General features: G+C 73.9%; 3 protein-coding genes. All 3 read right to left on the bottom strand.

The window, feature by feature from the left end; all coding sequences use genetic code 11:
* Positions 1-21: 21 nt before the first annotated feature.
* From OG746_RS16430 to OG746_RS16420, 3 genes are read right to left on the bottom strand one after another with little or no spacing between them, the layout of a single operon-like run.
* Positions 22-1,347, bottom strand: a complete 1,326-nt coding sequence (locus tag OG746_RS16430) for an MFS transporter (protein WP_266715351.1) — start codon at positions 1,345-1,347, stop codon at positions 22-24.
* Complete coding sequence (locus OG746_RS16425; protein ID WP_266715350.1) at positions 1,344-12,899, bottom strand: non-ribosomal peptide synthetase; 11,556 nt, start codon at positions 12,897-12,899, stop codon at positions 1,344-1,346. The genes OG746_RS16430 and OG746_RS16425 overlap by 4 nt, the downstream gene beginning before the upstream one ends.
* Entirely contained in the window at positions 12,896-25,510 is a 12,615-nt protein-coding gene (locus tag OG746_RS16420) for a non-ribosomal peptide synthetase (RefSeq protein WP_266715349.1), read from the bottom strand. The genes OG746_RS16425 and OG746_RS16420 overlap by 4 nt, the downstream gene beginning before the upstream one ends.

Here is a 25,510-nt window from a genome sequence, read left to right as displayed (position 1 = left end):
GTTTCCGGGTGGTGCGCGGGGTCAGGAGTGGGTGCGGGGTGTGGTGGACGGTGACGGGGGCGGCGCGGGGGTCGACGGAGTGGCGGGCGGGTCGCCGCGGCGGCCCGCGTCCGGGATACGGGCCTTGCGCACGGCCGGGATCGACGCGGCCACGGCGGCGGTCACGGCCATCAGACCGGCCGCCACCAGCAGGGAGAGCAGTCCGCGGTAGGCCTCCAGGAGCTTTCCGGCGCAGAAGGCTCCCGCGGTGGTGCCGAGCGCGACGACCAGACCGGACAGCGCCGCGACCCGCCCCTGCAACTCCTGTGGTGTGACGGTGACTTGGTACACGGCGGTGGCCACCCCGAACACCGCGCCGATGATGTTCATCAGCGCGAACAGCACCCCGAGTTGCAGGGGCCCTCGGGCCCAGGCCATGGCGTTCATCAGGGCGGCCCACAGGGTCAGGCCGCCGATCAGCAGGACGGACAGCGGCAGCCGTGCCATGAACCAGCGTCCACTGAGCGCGCCGAGCAGGCCGCCGCAGCCGCTGATCCCGAGGACGAGGCCCAAGGTCGCTTCCGGCAGCCCCTGTTCCTTGACCAGGATCACGACCAGCCCCTGCATCACCACTTGCAGCAGGGCCGTGGACACGGTGACCACGGGCAGCATGGCGCGCAGCGCCGGCTGTCCCAGCAGCCAGCGCAGGGCGTCGGCGAGATCGCGGTGCAGCGCCCGCCTCGGCCCTCGGTCCCCGGTGCTCAAGTCGGCCCGGATGAAGCGCAGGTTGACGGCCGCGACCAGCGCCCCGAGCGTGGCGGCGAGGAACGGACTCCAGCGCGTCCAGGTGAACAGCATGGTTCCGGCGGGCCCGCCCAACAGGCCCGCGATCCGTCCGCGCGCCTCGTTCTGCGACAGCGCGGCCGGCAGCTGGCTCCCCGGGACGACGGTGCGGACGGCGGCCCGTTCGGCGAGCGAGGAGACGATCGCCAGGGAGACCTCGACGGAGATCAGAGCCAGCAGCAGCTCCATGCCGAGCACGCCGAGGCTCAGGGCGACCCCCACCGCGCCGAGCGCCAGGAACCGGCCCGCGGCGCACCAGCGCATGACCGCGCGCCGGTCCCACCGGTCGACCAGGACACCGGCCGGCAACTGGACGACGGCCTGCGGCAGTACGGCCGCGGCCGACGCCAGGCCGACCGCCGCGGCCGAACCGCCGGAGATCTGGAGGGCGAGCAGCGGGTAGCAGACGCTGCTCATCCGGGATCCGAAGAACTGCATCCAGTTGCCGGTCCACAGCAGTAGGAAGTCGCGGTTGCGGCGCAGCGCGGGCGGTGCCGCAACTGTCGTCTCGTCCAGCGCTGTCATGCGCTGAGCCTGCGCTCTGCTTCTACGGCGGTTCTACGAGCGCCGGCAGGAGCGTCGTCCAGCGCCGCGAGCCGTTCGGCCAGGACGCGGCCGACGTGGGCGATCGGTCCCGGCCGCGTCATGAGGCCTTCGTGGTCGCTGTCCACGTCGTGGTTCACGATCTCGCCGCCGACGTGATCCGCCCAGGCCCGGTGGCCGCGCTCGCGGGCCAGCGCTCCCCGGTCGCGTTCAGCGGTGACGAAGAGCATGTCGCCGCCGAACCGGGCGGGGGTGTGCGACCACATGAGCCGGGTGTTGTTGACGTAGACGTCCTTCATGGCGAGGATCTCGTGTTCCTCGAACCGGGCAATCACCTTGTTCTCGCGGGCCAGGAAGGCCCGGTAGCGCTCGATCGGGAAAGTCTGCGCGGTCAGTTCGGACTCCTGGAAGTCGAAGCCGATCGCCCGCAGGTTGTGCGCGACGATCGTGGCCTCGGAGGGCGGCTCACCGCCGGCCGCGTCGGCGACCGGGTAGGCGTCGAGCACGGCGAGCAGTTCCACCCGCGCGCCCCGGCGCTCCAGTTCGACGGCGACGGCGTGCGCGATCGTCCCGCCGACCGACCAGCCGAGCAGCCGGTAGGGGCCCTCGGGGGCGGTGACGGTGATCTGGTCGGCGTAGTCGGCGGCCATCTCCTCGATCGAGGCGGGCAGCGGCTGCGCGCCGTCGGTGCCGCGTGCCTGGAGTCCGTACAGCGGGTACTGCGGGCCCAGGTGGGCGAGCAGACCGAGGTAGACCCAGCTGAGACCGGCGGCCGGGTGCACGCAGAACAGCGGGGACTCCGAGCCGGACGCGCGCAGCGGCACCAGCACGCCATGCCCGTCGCGCGCGCCGTCCGGCGCCAGCTCCCGCAGCAGCGCGGCGGGGGTGGGGGCCTGGAAGAGGCGGCGCAGCGGCACGTCGGCACCCAGGACGGCGCCGACGCGGCCGACGAGCCGGGTGGCGAGCAGGGAGTGCCCGCCGCTTTCGAAGAAGTTGTCGTCGAGCCCGAAGCTCGGGAGGCCGAGGACCTCGGCGAACAGGGCGCACATCAGCTCCTCGCGCGGGGTGACCGGCGTGCGTCCCTCGCCGCGCGTACCGTAGTCGGGCACGGGCAGCGCGGCCCGGTCGACCTTGCCGTTCGGGGTGAGCGGCAGGGCGTCGAGGACGACCACGGCGGCGGGCACCATGTGCGCGGGCAGGGTCTCCTTGAGCCGGTCGCGCAGGACCGGGCCGAGCCCGGTGTCGTCGCGCCGGCTCGCCGGATCGTTGGCAAGGGGCCGGGCATCGGGCCCTTGCGCCGGCCGGTGGACCCCGGCCAGCGCCAGGTCCGCTCCGCCGTCCCCGCGCACGAACAGAGCGTCCAGCGCCCCGTCCTCGGCGGCTCCGGCGGCCCAGGTGACGGCCACCCGGTGACCAGTGCGCTCGGCGAGCGCGTACAGCTCCTCGGGGTCCACGGCCGCCGCATCCTGCGCGTCCTCGTCGAACAGGGCGCGCACCTGGGCCACTTCGCCCGACAGCCGGAGGTTGGGAATGCCCGTGACCCGCAGCGCCGGACGGCCCGCGGCCAGTTCGCCGGCCAGCGCGTCCAGTGCGCCCACCTGCTCGCCCCAGGTCACGACGGGAGCGTCGGGGGCCTCGGCGCCGGGTGCGGTGCGCAGCACCACGTCGTAGCGGTGCCGCGTGAGTTCGTTGTGCTGCGCGCCGCGCCGCACGCGCAGGTCCACGCCCAGCGGGCCCGCGTGCTCCGCGAACCACTCGGGTGCGAGCAGGAGTTCCTTCTCGCGGGCCACGGCCCGCTCGACTCCGGCGCGCAGCACGCCCCGTTCGGCGCCCTCGGGCACGGCGTCCTGCCCGGTGAGGGCGACGGCGCCGCGCAGGGTGCGCAGCGTACGGAGGTTGCGGACGTCGCCGATGAAGACGGTGCCTCCGGGGGCCAGCAGTGCGCGGACCTTGGCGAGGACCTCGGCGAGGTAATCGGCGCTCGGGAAGTACTGGACCACCGAGTTGAGCACAACGGTGTCGAAGGCGCCCTCGGGCAGCCCGTCGATGTCGTGGGCGGGCTGGACGGTCAGGGTCACCCGGTCGGCCAGCTCGGGCCGTTCGACGACCTGGGCGCTCAGCCGCTCGATGACGGAGGCGGACAGGTCGGTGCCCCAGTAGCTCTCGCAGTGCGGGGCGACGTGGGCGAGGATCAGGCCGGTGCCGACGCCGATCTCCAGGACCCGGCGCGGCCGGTCGGCGAGGATGCGCCCGACCGTGGCCGCGCGCCACTCACGCATCTCGTCGAGGGCGATCGGGTCGCCCGTGTACGTGGAGTGCCAGATGCCGAAGTCCTCGCCGAAGATGTCGGAGCCCGGGTCGCCGTAGAGGGCGTCGTAAGCCGACTCCCACTCGCGGACCTGGCTCTCCTCCGCCTCGGTGTTCCGGCTGCCGTCGCCGCGGTCCGGCACCGCGTACGCCACCAGGCGCTTGTCGCCCGGGGTGTCCTCGCGGGCGACGACGACCGCCTGGGCGAGCTCGGCCCCCGACGTCAACGCGGTCTCGATCTCGCCGAGTTCGATGCGGAAGCCGCGCACCTTGACCTGGTGGTCGGTGCGTCCTATGTACTCCAGGTCGCCGTCGGCGCTCCATCGGACCAGGTCGCCGGTGCGGTACATCCGGCCGCCCGTGGGCCCGAAGGGGTCGGCGGTGAACCGCTCGGCGGTCAGGCCGGGCCGGTTCAGGTAGCCGCGCGCCACGCCCGTGCCGGCGATGTAGAGCTCACCGGCCTCGCCGGGCGCGACCGGACGCAGCCCACCGTCCAGGACGTACACCCGGGTGTTGTCCAGGGGGCGGCCGATGGGCGGGCGTTCACAGGTGGCGTCGTCAAGGACCGCGGCGGTGGACCAGATGGTCGTCTCCGTCGGTCCGTAGACGTTGGTGAGGGTGCCGCCCAGATTGTGCAGCACGCGGCCGAGCGGTCCGGGCAGGGCTTCGCCGCCGACGAGCTTGACCAGGCCGCGCAGCGCCTCGGGCCGGCTGGCGACCAGGCCCTGCCACGCAGTCGGCGTGGCCTGCAGGACGGTGGCGCCCGAGTCCTCGACGAGCCGGGCCAGGGCCACCGGGTCCTTGACAGTCTCGCGGGCGGCGAGCACGAGGCGGGCGCCGTGGGCGAGCGGTGTCCACAGTTCCAGGTTGGAGATGTCGAAGCCGATGGTCGTGACGGCCAGGAGCCGGTCGTCGGCGGTGAGTTGCAGGCGTCCCTGGATGGCGTTGAGGAGGTTGAGCAGGTTCGCGTGGCCGACGACCACGCCCTTGGGCCGGCCGGTGGAACCGGAGGTGTAGATGACGTACGCCGGGTGGTCGGCCCGTGGCGCGGGGATCCGGCGGACCCGGTCGAGCTCGGGCCCGGTGACGGCGTCCAGGGCGTCCACCGTCTCGGGGGCGTCCAGGACCAGGCGGGCGACCTCGGTATCCGTGGGCAGGCCCGCCGCGGTCTCGCGGTCGGTGAGCAGCAGCGCCGGGGCGGCGTCGGTGAGCATGTAGGCGACGCGGTCGGCCGGGTACTCGGGGTCGATCGGAACGTACGCCGCTCCCGACTTGAGGACCGCGAGCAGCGCCACGACCATCGCGTCGGTACGCGGCAGGGCCACGGCCACCAGGTCCTCGGCGCCGACGCCGCGGGCGGCGAGGGCGTGGGCGAGCCGGTCGGAGCGCAGGTCGAGCTCGCGGTAGTCGAGGGTCAGGCCCTCGAAGTCGAGCGCGGGCGCGTCCGGCGTACGGGCGGCCCGGGCGCGGAACAGGGCCGGCAGGTGATCGCCGGGCAGTTCCCGCGCCGTGTCGTTCCAGGCGACGAGCAGCCGTCCACGGTCGCTCTCGGGGAGGGTGTCGAGGGCGCCGACCGGGGCCTCGGGTCGGGCCGCCGCGGCCGTGAGAACGGCGACGAGACGGTCCGCGAGACCGCGGGCGGTGTCCCGGTCGAACAGGTCGGCGGCGTACTCGAGGACGCCGCCGATCCCGCCGGGGGTGCCGTCCATGGTGTGCCGTTCGCCGAGCCGGAACATCAGGTCGAAGCGTGCGACGCCCGTGCCGACGCCTTGCCCGGACGCCGCCACGTCGGGCAGCGCTCCCGCGTGCGCGGGGTCCTCCGTGTCGCGTGCGGCGACGTTGTCGAAGGTCAGCATGGTCTGGAACAGCGGGTGGCGGGCCATGGAGCGCACCGGGTTGAGCACGTCCACGAGCCGCTCGAAGGGCACGTCCTGGTGGGCGTATGCCGTCAGGTCACTCTCGCGGGCCTTGGCGACGAGCGCCGTGAAGGGCTCGTCGGCGGCGACCTCGGTGCGCAGTACGAGGGTGTTGGCGAAGAAGCCGACCAGGTTCTCCAGGGCCTCGTCGGTGCGGCCCGCGATGGGCGTGCCGATCGGGATGTCGGTGGAGCCGCTCAGCTTGGACAGGAGCACGGCCAGGGCGGCCTGTACGACCATGAACAGGCTCGCCTGGTTCTCCCGGGCCAGCTCGGCGAGCCGGGCGTGCGTCGCGACCGGGATCTCGACGTCGAGCAGGTCACCGAGGTAGGAGGAGACGGCGGGCCGCGGCCGGTCGGTGGGCAGGTCGAGCTCTTCGGGCAGTCCGGCCAACGCCTTGCGCCAGTGGGCTAGTTGGCGGGACGCGAGGCTGTCGGGGTCGTCCTCCGAGCCGAGCAGTTCGCGCTGCCACAGGGTGTAGTCGGCGTACTGCACCGGCAGCGGCTGCCAGCCGGGGGCCTCTCCCCGGCAGCGCGCGGCGTAGGCGGCGGTGAGGTCGCGGACGAGCAGCGGCATCGACCAGCCGTCGGTGGCGATGTGGTGCACGAGGACCAGCAGCACGTGCTCGTCGGGTCCGACGGTGAACAGGGTGGCCCGCAGGGGCGGTTCGGCGCCGATGTCGAAGGCGTAGCGCGCCTCCTGTTCGAGGGCCGCGACCAGCTCCTCCTCGGTGGTCTCGCGCAGGGTCGGCGCGAAGCGGGCCCGCTCGGGTGCGAGGACGGTCTGGTACGGGCCCTCGGCGTCCTCCGCGAAGACCGTGCGGAGGGTCTCGTGGCGCAGGGCGAGGTCGGCGAGCGCGTCGGCGAGCGCGTCCCGGTCGACCGCGCCGGAGAGCCTGAGGGCCGTGGGCACGTTGTACGTGTGGCTGCGGCCCTCGAACCGGCCGAGGAACCACAGGCGTTGCTGGGCCGACGACAGCGGGATGCGCGCGGAGCGGCCGCCCGCGAGCAGCGGCGGGCGGACGGGTCCGTCGGAGACGAGTGCGGCGGCGAGGCCGGCAACGGTCGGCGTCTCGAAGAATTGCCGGATGGTGAGTTCCTCGCCGAGCGTGCCGCGAATGCGGCCCGCGAGGCGGGTGGCGAGCAGCGAGTGGCCGCCGAGGGCGAAGAAGTCGTCGTCGATGAACACGTGCGGTACGCCCAGGACTTCGGCGAAGAGGCCGCACAGGATCACTTCCTGCGGGGTGCGCGGAGCACGGCCGGCCTGGGCGGGACCGTACTCGGGCGCGGGCAGCGCGGCCCGGTCGAGCTTGCCGCTGGGGTTGAGGGGCAGGGCGTCCAGGGCGACGAACGCGGAGGGCACCATGTGTCCGGGCAGGGCGGCGGCCACGTGGGCGCGCAGCCGGGCCCGGTCCACTCCGCGTCCGGCGGCCGGAACCACGTACGCGACCAGACGCTTGTCCCCCGGCCGGTCCTCGCGGACGAGGACGGCGGCTCGGGCGACGTCCTCGTGGCCGAGCACGACGGCCTCGATCTCGCCGAGTTCGATGCGGAAGCCGCGCACCTTGACCTGGAAGTCGGTCCGGCCGAGGTAGTCCAGATCGCCGTCGGCGTTCCAGCGGACCAGGTCGCCGGTGCGGTACATGCGGGCGCCGGCCACGCCGTGCGGGTCGGCGACGAAGCGCTCGGCCGACAGGCCGGGGCGGCGGTGGTAGCCGCGGGCCAGGCCGGGCCCCGCAATGTACAGCTCGCCGGCGACCCCGACCGGGACGGGCTGCAGATGGGCGTCCAGAACGTAGAGGCGGGTGTTGCGCAGCGGGGCGCCGATCGGCGGGGCTCCGGTGATCTCGTCGCGGGTGTACCAGGCGGCCGCGTAGACGGTGGCCTCGGTGGGGCCGTAGATGTTGGCGAAGCGTTCGGCGCCGACGGCGCGTACGACGGCGTTGGCGTCGTGGGCGGAGACGGCCTCACCGGCGAGCACGACCTCGCGTGCCCGAATCAAAGGACCGCCGTCGCCCACGAGTTGGGCGACCGCCGAGGGCACTCCGCTGATCAGGGAGACCGAGCGCCCCGCGTGGGCGGCGGCGCCCAGCTCCAGGACGTCGCGCATCACTTCGACGGCGCCGCCGCTGAGCAGCGGGCCGAACATCTCGAAGACGGAGACGTCGAAGTTGAGCGAGGTGGAGGCCACCACGTGGGCCATGCCCTCGGCGCCGAACGCGTCCACCGCCCAGGCCGCCAGGTCGGCGACGTTCTCGTGCGGGACCACGACGCCCTTGGGCAGACCGGTGGAGCCGGAGGTGTAGATGGCGTACGCGGCGTGCGAGGGCAGCAGCGGCGCACGGCGCTCCGCGTCGCTCACCTCCGTGGCGGGCAGCGCGGCGAGCGCGGCCCCGGTGGCCGGGTCGTCGAGGACGAGCAGCTCAGCGCCCTCGGCGGGCAACTTGCCCGCCACGTCGCGCGAGGTGAGCACGAGTCCAGGCGCGGCGTCGCGCAGCAGGTGGGCCTGCCGGTCGGCCGGATAGCCCGGATCGACGGGCACGTACGCCGCTCCGGACTTGAGGACGCCGAGGACGGCGACGAGCGTGAGCGCGGTGCGTGGCAGGGCGATGCCCACGAACTGCTCGGGCCCGGCCCCGCGTTCGATGAGCAGCCGCGCCAACCGGCTGGAACGGGCGTCGAGTTCGGCGTAGGAGAGGGACTGTGGCCCGTGCTGCACGGCGAGGGCGTCGGGGGTGCGGGCGGCCTGGGCGGCGAACAGGGCGGGCAGTGTGGCGCGCGGCACCGCGGCCGCGGTGTCGAGCCAGCTGCCGAGGATGCGCGCGCGCTCGTCCTCTTCAAGGACACCGACCCGGCTCAACGGAAGATCGGGCTGCTCGGTGAGGGCGTCGAGCAGCAACGTGAGACGGCGCACGAGGGTCTCGGCGGTGGAGCGGTCGAAGAGGTCCTCGCTGTACTCGAGGTGACCGGTGATCCCGGCGGGAGTGCCGTCCTCGGCGCGGCTGTCGGCCACCGCGAGCAACAGGTCGAACTGGGCGACACCGGTGCCGACCTTGTCCCCGGAGACGGTGAGGCCGGGCAGCCGGCCCTCGCCGAGTGCGGCCTTCTGGTCGACGTTGTTGAAGGCGAGCATGGTCTGGAACAGCGGGTGGCGGCCCATCGCACGGGGCGGGTTGAGCACTTCGACGAGCCGCTCGAAGGGCACGTCCTGGTGGGCGTAGGCCGCGAGGTCGGTCTGCCGGGCGCGAGCCACCAGATCGGTGAAGGCGGGGTCACCGGAGACGTCGGTACGTAGGACCAGGGTGTTGACGAAGAAGCCGACGAGGTCGTCCAGCGCCTCGTCCGTGCGGCCGGCGATCGGGGTGCCGATGGGGATGTCGGTGGAGCCGCTCAACTTGGCCAGCAGGGCCGCGAGTCCGGCCTGGACGACCATGAAGAGGCTGGCCCGGTTCTCACGGGCGAGGTGTTCGAGGCGCCGGTGCAGCTCGGCGGAGAGCGCGACCGGCACGGTGGCACCGCGGTAGCTGCTCTCGGCGGGCCGCGGCCGGTCGGTGGGCAGCGGCAGCTCCTCGGGCAGGTCCGCGAGGGCCTCGCTCCAGTGGGCGACCTGGCGGCCGACGAGGCTGTCGGGATCGTCCTCGGAGCCGAGCACCTCGTGCTGCCACAGGGTGTAGTCGGCGTACTGCACGGGCAGCGGGGCCCAGGCCGGCGCCTCGCCGGCGCAGCGCGCGGCGTAGGCGGTGGTGAGGTCGCGGACGAGGACGGGCGTGGACCAGCCGCCGTCGCCTGCGATGTGGTGAACGAGGAGCATCAGGACGTGCTCGTCGGCCCCGAGCTCGAACAGGTGGGCGCGCAGCGGCGGTTCGGCCGCCAGGTCGAAGCCCCGGCGGGCGGCGCGGCGCAGCTCGTCGGCGAGGTCCGCCTCGTCGGTGCGGGTGACCACGGGCTCCGAGCGTGCCCGCTCGGGTGCGAGGACGGTCTGGTACGGGCCTTCGTCGTCCTCCCCGAAGACCGTCCGCAGACTCTCGTGGCGGGTGACGACGTCGGTCAGCGCCGCGGCCAGGGCCTCACGGTCGAGCGAGCCGGACAGGCGCAACGTGGTGGGGATGTTGTGGGCGGCGCTTGGCCCTTCGAGCCGGCTGAGGAACCACAGGCGGCGCTGGGCGAAGGAGACCGGGATCCGCTCGGGGCGCGGACGGGCCTTCAGCGGGGGGCGGGCCCCGTCACCGTTGCCGAGCAGTTCGGCGAGGCCCGCGACGGTCGGCGTCTCGAAGAGCTGGCGGACCGGCAGGTCCACACCGAGGGTGGCGCGGACGCGGGTCATCAGGCGCAGGGCGAGCAGCGAGTGCCCGCCGCGCGAGAAGAAGTCCTCGTCCACCGATACCTTCGGCACCCCGAGGACCTCGGCGAAGAGACCGCACAGGACCTCCTCCTGAGGGGTGCGCGGGGCGCGGCCGGTGTTCTCCAGGCCGTACGCGGGAGCGGGCAGGGCGGCGCGGTCGAGCTTGCCGTTCGGGGTCAGCGGCAGCTCGTCGAGGGTGACGAACGCCGACGGGACCATGTACTCGGGCAGGGAGGCCGCCGCGTACTTGCGCAGCAGGGTGTGGTGCGGGCCGCTCCGCGCGCCGACCGGGACGACGTAGCCGACGATGCGCTTGTCGCCCGGGGTGTCCTCGCGGACCACGACGGCGGCGCGGCCCAGGTCCGGGTGGTCGGCGATCACGGTCTCGATCTCGCCGAGTTCGATACGGAAGCCGCGCACCTTGACCTGGAAGTCGGTCCGGCCGAGGTACTCCAGGTCGCCGGCGGTCGTACGGCGCACGAGGTCTCCGGTGCGGTACATGCGCGTGCCGGCCGCACCGTACGGGTCGGCGACGAAACGCTCGGCGGACAGTCCGGGGCGGCGGTGGTAGCCGCGGGCCAGGCCCGCACCGGCGATGTACAGCTCACCGGCGACTCCGGCCGGGACCGGACTCAGACCCGCGTCGAGCACGTACAGGCGGGTGTTGGCGATCGGGCCGCCGATCGTGACGTCCCCGGTGATCTCGGCCGCGGTGGACCAGATGGTGGTCTCGGTCGGCCCGTACAGGTTCGTCACCGGGCGCCCGCCCTCGGCGAGGGTGCGTGCCAGCGACGCGGGCAGCGCCTCACCGCCGACCAGGACACGCAGTCCGTCGGGCACTCCCCCGGCCTCGGTCATCGCCTGCCACAGGCTCGGGGTGGCCTGCATGAGCGTGGCGCCCGACGCGCGGACGAGAGCGCTGAGGGCGGCCGGGTCGCGGACCACCTCGCGCGGCGCGAGCACCACCTGGGCGCCGTGCAGGAGCGGTAGGAACAGCTCGAGGCCGGCGATGTCGAAGCCGACCGTGGTGACGGCCGCGAGACGGTCCTGCCCGGTGAGCGCGAACCGGTCCTGCATCGCCGTCAGGAAGTTGACGAGGGGCGCGTGCGGGATCGCGACGCCCTTGGGTCGGCCCGTCGAACCCGACGTGTAGATGACGTACGCGGTGCTGTCCCCCGAGCGGCCCTCGACCACGGGGGCGTTGTCGGACAGGCCGGTGAGGTCGGCCGCCGCGAGTGCGTCCTCGGTCAGCGTCAGGACCGGTGCGGCGTCGTCGAGGATGTAGTCGATCCGCTCCTGCGGGAACTCCGGGTCCACCGGCACGTATCCCGCGCCGGACTTCAGGACCGCGAGCAGCGCCACCACCAGGTCCACCGAACGCGGCAGCGCGACGGCCACCAGGGTCTCGGGGCGGGCGCCCCGCTCGATGAGCCAGTGCGCGAGCCGGTTGGCGCGGGCGTTCAACTCCCCGTACGAGAGGGTCTCTTCGCCGAAGGACAGGGCGGCCGCTTCGGGCGACGTGGCCGCGCGGGCCGCGAACAGCTCGGGGACGGTGGCGGGTGCGACGTCCCGTGCGGTCGCGTTCGTCCGCTCCAGGATCTCGTGCCGCTCGTCCTCGGCGAGCAGGTCCACCCGGGCCACCGGTGCGTCGGGGGCGGCGGCGACCGCCGTGAGGACCCGGGCGAAGCGCTCCGCGATGCGTTCGGCGGTGGCCCGGTCGAACAGATCCGTGCTGTAGTTCAGGGCGCCGCTCAGTCCGTCGGGCGCTCCCGAGTCCGTCCGCCGCTCCTCGACCGTGAAGGAGAGGTCGAAGCGCGCGGTGCGGGTCTCGGCGTTGTGGCCGCTGACGGTCAGGCCCGGCAGTTCGGCGGCGGCCGTACGGGCCTGACGCTGGTCGTTGTCGTTCCAGGTGAGCAGGGTCTGGAAGAGCGGGTGGCGGGCCATGGCGCGGGGCGGGTTGAGCACCTCCACCAGACGCTCGAAGGGCACGTCCTGGTGTTCGTACGCGTGCAGGTCGGCGTCCCGCACCCGGCCGAGGAGCTCGTGGAAGGTGGGGGTGCCGGACAGGTCGGCGCGCAGCACCAGGGTGTTGACGAAGAAGCCGACCAGATCGTCCAGGGCCTCGTCGGTGCGGCCCGCGATGGGCGTGCCGACGGGCACGTCCGTGCTGCCGCTCAGCTTGGAGAGGAGGGTGGCCAGGGCGGCCTGGACGACCATGAACAGGCTGGCCCGGTTCTCGCGCGCCAGGCCGACGAGGCGCGCGTGCACCTCGGCCGGCACCGCGAGCGGCAGGGTGTCGCCCCGGTGCGTGGCGGCCGCCGGACGCGGCCGGTCGGACGGCAGGCCGAGCTCCTCCGGCAGGCCCGCGAGGGTGTCGCGCCAGTAGCCGAGCTGTCGCGAGATCACACTGTCCGGGTCGTCCTCGGAGCCGAGCAGTTCCTGCTGCCAGACGGTGAAGTCCGAGTACTGGACGGGCAGTTCCGTCCAGGCCGGTGCCGCTCCGGACTGTCGGGCCGCGTAGGCACCGAGCAGGTCGCGAACGAGCACGGGCACCGACCAGCCGTCGCCCGCCACGTGGTGCAGGAGCACGAGCAGGACGTGCTCTTCGGGGGCGAGCTCGAACAGGGTGCAGCGGATCGGGATCTCGCCGAGCAGGTCGAACGTGTGGCGGGCCGCCGCCTCCAAGGCAGCGTCCAGGGCGGTCTCGTCGGCGGGCACCACCGTGAGCACGGGCGCGGCGGCTTCGACGCCGGCGTCGAGCACCACTTGGCGCGGGCCCTCGGGTCCGTCGGCGAGCACCGTGCGCAGGGTCTCGTGGCGGGTGATCACATCGGCCAGGGCCGTCGTGAGTGCCTCGCGGTCGAGGGAGCCCGACAGGCGCAGGGCGGTGGGGATGTTGTAGATCGCGCTCGGGCCGTCCAGCTGGTTGAGGAACCACAGGCGGCGCTGCGAGAAGGACAGCGTGGTCACGAGTTCTCCTTGGTACCGGTGCGGCGGCGCAGCGCGGGACGGGTGGTGGTGGCGGTCGCGTTCGCGAGGCTCTCGGCCAGGGCCGCGACCGTGGGCCGCTCGAAGAAGCCGCGGATGCTCATCTCTTTGCCGAGCGCCGAACGGACGCGGGCGGCAAGGCGGTTGGCGAGCAGTGAGTGGCCGCCGAGGACGAAGAAGTCGTCGTCGATGCTGACCGTGGCGACGCCGAGGACTTCGGCGAAGAGACCGCACAGGGTCTCCTCCTGCTCGGTGCGCGGCGCTCGCCCCTCGCCCAGCGCACCGAGCGCGGGGGCGGGCAGGGCGGCGCGATCGAGCTTGCCGTTCGGGGTCAGCGGCAGCTCGTCGAGGGTGACGAACGCCGACGGGACCATGTAATCGGGCAGGCTCACGGCGACGTGCTTGCGCAGGACGTCGCCGTCGGGCGAGCCGTCCGGGCCGTGCACGACGTAGGCGACGACCCGCTTGTCGCCCGGGGCGTCCTCGCGCACCACGACGGCGGCGCGGACGATGTCCGGGTGGCTGAGCACGGCGCTCTCGATCTCGCCGAGTTCGATACGGAAGCCGCGCACCTTGACCTGGAAGTCGGTCCGGCCGAGGTACTCGAGATCGCCTCCGGCCGTGTGTCGCACGAGGTCTCCGGTGCGGTACATGCGCGTGCCGGCCGCACCGTACGGGTCGGCGACGAAACGCTCGGCGGACAGTCCGGGGCGGCGGTGGTAGCCGCGGGCCAGGCCCGCACCGGCGATGTACAGCTCGCCCGCGACGCCGGGCGGTACCGGACTCAGACCCGCGTCGAGCACGTACAGGCGGGTGTTGGCGATCGGGCCGCCGATCGTGACGTCCCCGGTGATCTCGGCCGCGGTGGACCAGATGGTGGTCTCGGTCGGCCCGTACAGGTTCGTCACCGGGCGCCCGCCCTCGGCGAGGGTGCGTGCCAGCGACGCGGGCAGCGCCTCACCGCCGACCAGGACGCGCAGCGACCTGGGGATCCGCCCGGTCTCGGCCAGGGCCTGCCACAGGCTCGGGGTGGCCTGGACGAGCGTCGCGCCCGAGTCGTCGATCAGGTGGGCCAGTGCGGCCGGGTCGCGGACCACCTCGCGCGGGGCCAGGACGACCTGGGCGCCATGCAGGAGCGGCAGGAACAGCTCGAGGCCGGCGATGTCGAAGCCGACCGTGGTGACGGCCGCGAGACGGTCGTACTCGGTGATCGCGAACCGGTCCTGCATCGCGGTCAGGAAGTTCACCAGCGCCGCGTGGGTGACGGTCACGCCCTTCGGGCGGCCCGTCGAGCCCGACGTGTAGATGACGTAGGCGGTGTGCGAGCCCGGGACCCCTACGGCCGCCGGGTCCGTGAAGCCGTACGCGGAGAGGTCGGTCCCGGCGAGCAGCTCCTCGGTCAGGGTGAGGACCGGCGCGGCGTCGTCGAGGATGTGGGCGATCCGCTCCTGCGGGAACTCCGGGTCCACCGGCACGTATCCGGCGCCGGACTTGAGCACGGCGAGCAGCGCGACGAGCAGCTCCGGCGTCCTCGGCAGCGCGACGGCCACCAGGCGCTCGGGGCCGGCGCCGCGCTCGATGAGCCAGTGCGCGAGCTGATTGGCGCGGGCGTTCAACTCCCCGTACGAGAAGGCCAGGTCACCGAAGACCAGAGCGCACGCCTCAGGCGACACCGCAACACGATGCGCGAGGAGCTGCGTGAGCGTGGCGTCCGGGACCTCACGGCCGCTGTCGTTCCACTCACTGAGCACCCTCTCCCGTTCTCCCGGGGCCATCACGTCCACATCCGCCACGGGGGTTCCCGGTGCGTCCACCACTGTGCGCAGGAGCCGCGTGAACCGCTCGACGAAGCTCTCGGCGGTGGACCGGTCGAACAGGTCCGCGGCGAACTCCAAGTAGCCGTGCAGTCCGGCCGTGCCGCCGTCGGCGGCGTAGGCCTCCTTCAGGGCCAGCGTGAGGTCGTACTTGGCGACCCTCGTGCCGAGCGGCAGCGTCTCGGCGGTCAGACCGGAGAAGCCGCCCGCGACGTCGGCCGCGAGCCGGTCGTCGTTGTTGTTCCACATGAGCATGGTCTGGAACAGCGGGTGACGGGCCAGCGAGCGCGTCGGGTTGAGCACCTCCACGAGCCGCTCGAAGGGCACGTCCTGGTGGGCGTAGGCGCTGAGCGAGGTCTCGCGGACCCGGTCCACGAGGTCCGTGAAGGAGGGGTTGCCCGACAGGTCGGTGCGCAGCACCAGGGTGTTCACGAAGAAGCCGACCAGTTCGTCGAGCGCCTCGTCCGTGCGGCCCGCGATCGGCGTGCCGACCGGGATGTCCTCGCCCGCGCCGAGGCGCGAGAGCAGGGTCGCCCAGGCCGCCTGGACCACCATGAAGAGGGTGGCCCGGTTCTCGCCGGCGAGTGCGGCGAGTCCCGCGTGCAGGTCGGCGGGGATGTGGAAGGGCACGGCGTCGCCGCGGTGCGAGGCCACGGCGGGTCGCGGCCGGTCGGCGGGCAGCGCGAGCTCCTCGGGCAGCTCGACCAACGCCTGCTTCCAGTAGGCGAGTTGACGGGCCGCCATGCTGTGCGGGTCGTCCTCCGCACCGAGCACGTCACGCTGCCACAGCGTGTAGTCGGCGTACTGGACCGGGAGTTCGGCCCAGCCGGGGGCCTCGCCCGCGTGACGTGCCGCGTACGCCCCGGTGAGGTCGCGGGCGAGCACGGGTGCCGACCAGCCGTCGGTGGCGATGTGGTGCAGGACCAGGAGCAGGACGTGCTCCTGCGGGCCGGTGCGCAGCAGGGTGACGCGCAGCGGCGGCTCGGCGGCGAGGTCGAACGGGCGGGCCGCGGCCTCGGAAAGCCGCCCCACGAGATCCTCGGGGGCCACGTCGGCCGGGCGCGGGGTGCCGAGCGCTGCGAGCGTCTCCTCGGGCGTACGGATCACCTGGTAGCCGCTGCCGGCCTCCTCCGCGAAGACGGTGCGCAGCGACTCGTGCCGGGTGACGACGTCGGCGAGGGCCGCGCCGAGCGCGTCCTCGTCGAGGGCGCCGGACAGCTTCAGGGCCGTGGGCATGTTCCAGGTCGCGCTCGGCCCTTCGAGACCGTGCAGGAACCACAGCCGGCGCTGGGCGGGCGAGAGCGGGATCCGTTCGGGGCGCTCGCGCCGGGTCACCGCCGGGCGCGCTCCGTCGGCCTCGTCGAGGAGGGCCGCGAGACCTGCGGGCGTGGGCTGCTCGAACAGGCCGCGGACGGCGAGTTCGACACCGAGGACGCTGCGGACGCCGGCCACCAGGCGGGTGGCGAGCAGCGAGTGGCCGCCCAGGTCGAAGAAGTCCTGGTCGACACCGACCGCCGCGCGCCCGAGCACCCCGGCGAACAGGCCGCACAGCGCCTCTTCGCGTGCGGTGCGCGGGGCCCGTGCCGCCGCCGTGTCCTGCGCGGGCACGGGCAGCGCGGCCGGGTCCAGCTTGCCGGTGCGGGTCAGCGGCAGTTCGTCGAGCGGCACGTACGCGGCGGGCACCATGTGCCCCGGGAGCAGACCCGCGAGGTGGGCGCGCAGGGCGGACGCCGAGGGCGAACCTCCCTGGCGGGCCACGACGTAGGCGACCAGGCGCTTGTCGCCGGGGGTGTCCTCGCGGACCACGACGGCGCTGCGGACCACGTCCGCGTGCGCGGTGAGCGCGACCTCGATCTCGCCGGGCTCGATGCGGAAGCCGCGGATCTTGACCTGGTGGTCGGCGCGGCCGACGTAGACGAGCTCGCCGTCCGCGGTCGCCCGGGCCAGGTCGCCGGTACGGTACATGCGGGCGCCGGGCGGACCGTAGGGGTCGGCGACGAAGCGCTCGGCGGTGAGGTCGGGCCGGTTCAGATAGCCGCGCGCCAACGCCACGCCGGACAGGTGCAGTTCACCGACGACACCGGGCGGCACCGGCAGCAGGCCGGCGTCCAGGAGCCGGACGCCGACGCCGTCGACCGGGCGGCCGATGGGCGGGGTGTCCGGCCAGTACGCGGCGTCAGTCGGCAGCGTCCACGCGGTGACCACGTGGGTCTCGGCCGGGCCGTAGTGGTTGTGCAGCCGGGTCGGGGCGTCCGTGTGGTGGGCGCGGACCGGCTCACGCAGCGTCAGGGCCTCGCCGGCCTGGACGAGATGGCGCAGCCCGGACAGGTCGGCGCCGCACTCGCGAGCCGCCTCCAGGACGCCGTCGATCACCAGGTTCGGCGCGTAGAGCTCGGCCACGTGGTGGTCCGCAAGCCAGCGGGCCAGTTCACGCGGGTCGCGCCGGGTGTCCTCGGGGACCACGGCGAGAGTCTTTCCGGCCAGCAGGGCGGAGAGGACCTCCTGTACGGAGACGTCGAAGCCGAGGGCGGTGAACTGGGCCACCACCGTGCCTGGCGCCGCGGGCACGGCACACGCGTGCCAGTCGAGCAGGTTGGCCAGGGCGCGGTGCGGCATCACGATGCCCTTGGGGCGCCCGGTCGAACCGGACGTGTAGATGACGTACGCGGGGTGGTCGGGCAGCGCCTCGGGGAAGGCCTGCGTCGCGTCGGCGGCCGCCCGGGGCGCCTCGACGAGCACCTGCGGGACACCTGCGGCGGGCAGTCCTGCGGCGGTGGGCGCGGTGGTGATCAGGGCTCCGGGCGCGGTGTCGGCGAGCATCAACGCCACGCGTCCGTCCGGGAGTTCCGGGTCGACGGGCACGTAGGCCGCGCCCGCGGTGAGGACCGCGACGAACGCGACGGCGAGCTCGGTGCCGCGCGGCAGGGCGACGGCGACCCGGTCCTCCGGGCCGAGTCCGAGGCCGAGCAGCTCGACGGCCAGGGCGCGGGCCCGCTCGTGCAGTTCGCGGTAGGTGAGGCTGCCGTGTTCGTCCGTGACGGCGACCGTGTCCGGGGTCCGTCCGGCCTGCGCGGCGAGCAGTTGGGCCAGCGGCCGGTACGGGTGCGGGGCCGGGCCGTGCGAGGGGCCGAGGAGCCGGGCGCGGGCGGCCGGGGGCAGCACGTCGATGCGGTGCACTGGGCGTTCGGCGTCGCCGGCGACCGCGGCGAGCACCGTGGTCAGGGTCGACACGAACAGTTCGGCCGTGGCCGTGTCGTACAGGTCGGTGGCGTATTCGAGCCGCACGGCCAGACCGTCCGGTGCGCCGCGTTCGGTGCGCAGGTCGAAGAACGCGAAGAGCAGGTCGAAGGTGGCCACGTGCGTGTCCACATCGCCGACGCGCATCCGCAGGTCGGGCAGGTCCTCGGCGAGCCTTCCGGTGGCGTCCTGGGCCGCGTTGTTCCAGGTGACCATGGTCTGGAACAGCGGGTGACGGCCCAGCGAGCGGTCCGGGTTGAGGGTCTCGACGAGCCGCTCGAACGGCACGTCCTGGTGGGTGTAGGCGTTCAGGGAGTTGGTGCGGACGCGGTCGAGCACCTCGGCGAACGTGGGGTCGCCGGACAGGTCGGTGCGCAGCACGAGGGTGTTGACGAAGAAGCCGATGAGGCCGTCGAGCGCTTCGTTGACCCGGCCCGCGCTGGGAGTGCCGAGCGGGATGTCCTCGCCGGCGCCGAGCCGGGACAGGGCCACCGCGACGGCGGCCTGGACCACCATGAACAGGCTCGCCCGGTGCTTCTGCGCCAGGGACTCCAGTTCGGCGTGCAGCTCCGCCGGGAGGTGGAAGCGCAGGTCCGCGCCATGGCCGGTGCCCTTGAGGGGGCGCGGCCGGTCGGCGGGCAGGGTGAGTTCCTCCGGCAGGTCCGCCAATGCCTCGCGCCAGTGCGCGAGTTGACGGCCGAGCTCGCTGTCCGGGTCGTCGGCGGAGCCGAGCACCTCGCGCTGCCACAGGGTGTAGTCGGCGTACTGCACGGCCAGCGGCGCCCAGCCGGGCTCCCCGCCGCCGCGCCGGGCCGCGTACGCGGTGGCGAGGTCCTTGACGAGCAGCGGCACCGACCAGCCGCCGTCACCGGCGATGTGGTGCATGACGAGCAGCAGCGCGTGCTCGTCGGGTGCGAGCGCGAACAGGTGGGCGCGCAGCGGGATGTCGGCCGCCAGGTCGAAGCCGGTCCGGACGGCCTCGGTGAGCAGCGCGGGCAGTTCCTCCTCGGTGGCGGGGCGGATGGTCGTCGGGACCGGGCGCGGATCGAGGATCACCTGGTACGGGCCATCGGCGTCCTCGGCGAAGACGGTGCGCAGGGGCTCGTGGCGGGTGATCACATCGGTGAGCGCGGCGTCCAGGGCCCGCTCGTCGAGGGTGCCGCTCAGGCGCAGCACGACCGGCACGTTGTACGTGGGGCTGCCCGGCCCCTCGAACCTGCCGAGGAACCACAGGCGTTGCTGGGCCGGGGACGCGGGCAGCCGCGCGGGGCGCTCGCCCGCCGTCAGCGGTGCGCGGCTCGTGTCCGCGCCCGCGCCGGTGAGCCGGGCGGCGAGCGCGGCGACGGTGGGTGCCTCGAACAGGACGCTGATGGGCAGGTCCACGTCGAGCACCGAGCGGATCCGGCCGACAAGACGCATCGCGGCGAGCGAGTGGCCGCCGACGGCGAAGAAGTCGTCGTCGATGGAGATCCGGGGCCGGGAGAGGATCTCCGCGAACAGCCCGCAGAGGATCTCCTCCTGCGGCGAGCGCGGCGGACGGCCCGCCGCGTCGTGGGACTCGGCCGGGTCGGGCAGCGCGTTGCGGTTCAGCTTGCCGTTGGCGGTCAGCGGCAGTTCGGGCAGCGTCACGAACGCGCCGGGGACCATGTACTCGGGGACGGCGGCGGCCACATGGGCGCGCAGGGCCGGTGCGTCCAGGTCGGTGACGACCCAGGCGACCAGGCGGGCCTCGCCGGTCGCGTCGGGGCGTACGCCGACGGCCGCGGCCGCGACGTCGGCGTGGGCGGTGAGCACGGCCTCGATCTCGCCGGTCTCGATGCGGAAGCCGCGCAGCTTGACCTGCTGGTCGCCTCGGCCGACGTACTCCAGGCTCCCCGCGGCCGTGCGGCGCACGACGTCGCCGGTGCGGTACATGAGGGTGCCGTCGGCGCCGAACGGGTCGGCCACGAACCGTTCGGCGGTGCGGCCCGGCTGCCCGAGGTAGCCGCGGGCGAGGCCGGAGCCCGAGAGGTGGAGCTCGCCGGGGACGCCGGGGGCGACCGGACGCAGCCGGTCGTCGAGGACGTACACCCCGGTGTTGTCGACGGGTTCCCCGAGGTGGATGACGGCTGGGTCGGTGATCGTGGCCGCGGTGGACCAGATCGTGGTCTCGGTGGGTCCGTACACGTTGAGGACCGACCGTGCTGCGGCGGTGAGCGTCGCGGCCAGGTCGGCGGGCAGTGCCTCGCCGCCGACCAGGACGCGCACCCCGGCCAGGAACGAGGCGTCCCGTCCCGTCGCGGCCCGCCACAGGGTGGGCGTGGCCTGCATGAGGGTGATGCCGTGTCGGGTGACGGCGGCGCGCAGCTCCTCGGGGTCGCGCACGGTGTCGGGTCCGGCGATGACGACGCCGGCGCCGCAGGCGAGCGGCAGGTAGAGCTCCAGACCGGCGATGTCGAAGCCGATGGTGGTGACGGCGAGGAGCCGGTCGTCCGCGGTGACCGAGCAGCGGTCGGCCATCGCCCGCAGGAAGTTGTCGAGCGCGCCGCGCGGGACGACGACGCCCTTGGGGACACCGGTGGAGCCGGAGGTGTGCAGCACGTACGCGGCGTTGGTGGCCGCCGCGCGCACACCGGGATCGCCGTCGGCGTACCCGGACAGATCCGCCTCGTCGGCCAGGACGGTGGGCACGGCCACGTCGGGCAGGCCGGGGAGCAGGTCGCCGGTGGTGACGAGGACGGCCGGGCGGGCGTCCGTGATCATCCGGTGGACGCGGTCTGCGGGAAAGTTGGTGTCGAGCGGCAGATAGCCGGCCCCCGACTTCTGGACGGCGAGCAGCGTGACGAGCAGATCGGCGGTGCGCGCCAGGGCGACGGCCACGAAGCGCTCGGGGGCGGCGCCGCGCTCGGCCAGGAGCCGGGCCATGACGTTCGCGCGACGGTTCAACTCCCCGTACGAGAGGGCGACTTCACCGGCGGTGACGGCCGGGGCGTCGGGGCGCTGGGCGGCGTGCTGCTCGAAGCGGTCGAGGAACCAGCGGTCCTCGACCGCGCGTGCGGTGTCGGCCGGGACGGTGAGGGCCGCTGCGCGCTCGCCGTCGAGCAGGGCGTCGACGGCGCCGATGCGCCGGTCGGGCTCCGCGACGAGGCGGGCCAGGACGGCGGTGAAGCGCTCCACGAGCTGCTCGGCGGTGCTGTGGTCGAAGAGGTCGGCGGCGTATTCGAGGATGCCTGTCATCCCGTCGGCGGCGCCGTCGTCGGTGTGCCGCTCGCGCAGGTTGAACGCGAGGTCGAACTTGGCGACACCGCTGCCGACGCCGCCGCGCGCGGTCACCGCGAGCTGCCCCAGCTGGGCCTCGGCCGGTCCCGAACCCGCCGGGCCGCCTGTGTTGTTGAAGGCGAGGAGGGTTTGGAACAGCGGTGAACGGGCCAGCGAGCGCGTCGGGTTGAGCACCTCGACGAGCCGCTCGAACGGCAGGTCCTGGTGCGACCAGGCCGCGAGGTCGCTCTCCCGTACGCGGGCGAGGAGTTCGGTGAAGGTCGGATCACCGCTGACGTCCGTACGCAGCACGAGGGTGTTGATGAAGTCGCCGACGAGGTCGTCGAGCGCCTCGTCGAGGCGTCCTGCGACCGGCGAGCCGAGCGGGACGTCGTCGCCGGCGCCGAGCCGGGACAGGGTCACGGCGAGTGCCGCCTGGACGACCATGAACACGGTGGCGTCGGCGGCGCGGGCACGCTCGGCGACGGCGCGGTGCAGCGCGGCGGGAAGGGTGATCGCCACGTTGTCACCGCGGTAGGAGGCGACGGCCGGGCGCGGCCGGTCGGTGGGCAGGGCGAGTTCCTCGGGCAGGTCGGCGAGGTTCTCGCGCCAGAACGCCAGCTGCCGCGAGGCGCGGCTCTCCGGGTCGTCCTCCGAGCCCATCAGCTCGTGCTGCCACAGCGCGAAGTCGGCGTACTGCACGGGCAGTTCCTGCCACTGCGGCTCGGCGCCCTCGGCCCGTGCGGCGTAGGCGCGGGTCAGGTCGCGGGTGAGCAGCGGGGTGGACCAGCCGTCGCCGGCCACGTGGTGCAGCAGGACGAGCAGTTCGTGCCGGTCCTCGGCGAGCTCGTACAGGAACAGCTTCAGCGGCAAGTCGGCGGAGAGGTCGAAGGGGTGGCGGGCGTGCCCGGCGAGCAGGTCCGCCAACTCGTCCTCGGTGCAGCGCACATGGGTCATCGCGGGCCGGACGTCCGCCAGGACGACCTGGTGGGCGCCCTGCTCGTCCTCGGCGATGACGGTGCGCAGGCTCTCGTGCCGAGCGACGACGTCGGCGTACGCGGCGCGCAGCGCCTCGTGGTCCAGGGGGCCGGTCAGACGCAGCGCGGAGGCCAGGTTGTAGACCGGGTTCGGGCCTTCCATCCGGTGCAGGAACCACAGGCGCTGCTGGCCGTAGGAGAGCGGCAGCCTTTCCGGCCGCTCGGTGCGCACGAGCGCGGGGCGGGCCTCCTCGGTCTCGCCGAGCGAGCGGACCAGGGCGGCCGGGGTGGAGCTCTGGAACAGGTGCTTGACGGAGAGTTCGATGCCCAGACTCGCGCGCAGGCGACTGACCAGGCGGATGGCGAGCAGGGAGTGGCCGCCGAGGTCGAAGAAGTCGTCGTCGGGGCCGACGGAGGCGAGACCGAGCACCCCGGCGAACAGTTCGCGCACGAGGTCCTCGCGCGGGTCGCGCGGGGCCCGCTGGACGGGCAGCGCGGTCGCGGTCTCCTCGGGGGCGGGCAGCGCCTTGCGGTCGATCTTGCCGTTGGGGGTCAGCGGCATCGCGGGCAGGGCGACGATCGCCGCCGGGACCATGTACGCGGGCAGCGCGTCGGCGAGATGTGCGCACAGCGCCTCGGTGTCCACGGTCTCGGGGGTCACCCAAGCGATGAGGCGGGCGTCGCCTGGGCGGTCCTCGCGGGCGAGGACGACGGCGCGGGTGACGTCGGCGTGGGCGGCGGCGGCCGCCTCGATCTCACCGGGTTCGATGCGGAAACCGCGCAGCTTGATCTGGTCGTCGGCGCGCCCGGCGTAGACGAACGTGCCGTCCGCGAGACGCCGGGCGAGGTCGCCGGTGCGGTACATGCGGGCGCCGGGCGCGTAGGGGTCGGCGACGAAGCGCTCGGCGGTGAGGTCGGGGCGGCCGAGGTAGCCGCGGGCGAGGGCCACGCCGGATATGTACAGCTCGCCCGCGACACCGGGGGCGACCGGGCGCAGGGCGGCGTCGAGGACGTAGGCGCGGGTGTCGGCGAAGGGACGGCCGATCGGGACGGCGCCGTCGGCGAGCTCGGTGCCGGGCTCGACCTTGAACTCGAGGCAGTTGACGGTCGCCTCTGTGGGCCCGTACGCGTTGATCACGGTGGCGTCGGGGTGGGCGGTGCGCCAGGCGCGCAGGGCCTCGCCGCGCAGGGCCTCGCCGCCGAGGACGAGGGTTCCCGAGGGCGAGACCTCGGCGGGCAGGGTGTCGAGCAGTTCCAGGTGGCTGGGCGTGCCCTTGAGGAAGGTGGGACGCGGGCCGCCCACGGCGTCGGGGAGTTCGGCGAGGTGGACGCAGCCGCCGGAGACCAGCGGGGTGTACAGGCCGGTCACGGTGAGGTCGAAGGTGACCGAGGAGTGCACGAGGGTGAGGCCCCCGGCGTCCGGGTAGGCGCCACGGGCCCGTACGAGGTAGGCGGCCACGGAGCCGTGCTCGACGACCACGCCCTTGGGGCGGCCGGTGGAGCCGGAGGTGAAGATCAGGTAGGCCGGGTCGTGCGGGTGCGGGGCCGCGGTGAAGGAGGCAGCCTCCTCGTCCGTGACGACCAGCGTCCGGGTGCCGGGCAGTTCGTGGCCCGGCTCGGTCAGCGCGAGCACCGGGTCGGCGTCGGCGAGCACCGCGGCGATCCGCTCGGCGGGGTGCTCGGGGTCCAACGGCACGTACGCGCCACCGGACTTGGCGACGCCGAGCAGCGCCACCACGAGGTCGATGCCGCGCGGCAGCAGCACGGCCACCGTCCGGCCGGGCGTGACGCCGCGCTCGATCAGGGTGCGGGCGACGTGGCTGGCACGCGCGTCGAGCCGGCGGTACGTGAGCACCTGGTCGCCCGCGCACACGGCGGGGGCGTCCGGGGTGGCGGCGGCCTGGGCGGTGAACAGCTCGGGCAGCGTGGGGAGTCGGGTGCCGACGGCCGCGGCGCCGGCGGGTCCGGACGCGGCGGCGAGCGCGCGGGCGGTCTCGTCCGCGCCGATGACGTCGATGCGGCCGAGCGGCCGCCCGGGCTCGCGCACGAGGGTGTCGAGCAGGCCGAGGAAACGCTCGGCGATGGCCGCGGCGGCGGTGTCGTCGAACAGGTCGCGCTGGTGGAACAGCTTGAAGCGCAGGGCGTCCTGCGGCATTCCGACGAGGCTGAGCGGGAAGTGGTTCGCGGAGTGGCTCTCGGCGCCGACCACGCGCAGCGGGTCGCTGTCCGCGGAGACGGCGGGCGCGGAATCGAAGGGGAAGTTCTCGAAGACGACGGACGTGTCGAAGAGCGGGCCGAGACCGGTGCGGTGCTGCACCTCCGAAAGGCCCAGGTACTGGTGGGCGATCAGCTCGGCCTGGGCGTGGTGCACCCGGCCGAGCAGTTCGCCCGCGGTGAGCGAGGGCCGCAGCCGGATGCGCAGCGGCAGGGTGTTGATGAACAGGCCGACCATGGACTCGATGCCGGGCAGCTCGGCCGGGCGGCCGTTCACGGTGACGCCGAAGACCACGTCGTCGGCGCCGGTCAGGCCGGCGAGCACCAGCGACCAGGCCGCCTGCACCACGGTGTTGACGGTGACGCCCGCGGAGCGGGCCCGGGCCGTCAGGGCCCGGGTCTGCTCCTCGGTGAGCCCGAACTCGTGGCGTCCGGGGTCCTGCGGGGTGTGCTCGGCGGTGCCGGCCACCAGGCTGGGCGCCGTCAGGCCGTCGAGCATGGTGTCCCAGGCCGCCCGCGACGCGTCGGCGTCCTGGCGGGAGAGCCAGGTCAGGTAGTCACGGTAGGGGGCCACGGGCGGCAGTCCGCGGGCGTCGCCGCCCGACAGGTACAGCACGTGGTACTCCTTCAGGAGCGTCGGCAGGGACCAGCCGTCGAGCACCGTGTGGTGAATGGTGAGCACCAGGCGGTGGCTCTCGGCGCCGAGGCGGATCAGCGTGAAGCGGATCAGCGGCGGCCGACCGGTGTCGAAGCGCTGCTCCCGGTCGGCGAGCGTGGCCTCGCGCGCCTGGGCGTCCGCCTGCTCCCCGGGGAGGTGGGACAGGTCGATCTCGGTCCACGGCAGCTTGTACCGGGCCGCGACGATCTGCACCCACTCCCCGTCCTTGCGCTGGCGGAAGGCCACCCGCAGGCTCGCGTGCCGGCGCAGCAGCGCCTCGGCGGCCTCCCGGGCGCGGCCCGCGTCGAGCGGGCCGGCCAGGTGGAAGGTCGACTGGACGGTGTAGATGTCCGGGGTGGACTCGTCGGATCCATCGAAAACACTGTGGAACAACAGGCCGCTCTGGAGCGGGGAGAGAGGCAGGATGTCATCGACTGTGCGGGTACTTCTCGCCAC

It is taken from the genome of Streptomyces sp. NBC_01016, assembly GCF_026341035.1.
Classification (GTDB): Bacteria; Actinomycetota; Actinomycetes; order Streptomycetales; family Streptomycetaceae; genus Streptomyces.
This window is presented reverse-complemented; position numbering and strand designations above follow the sequence as displayed.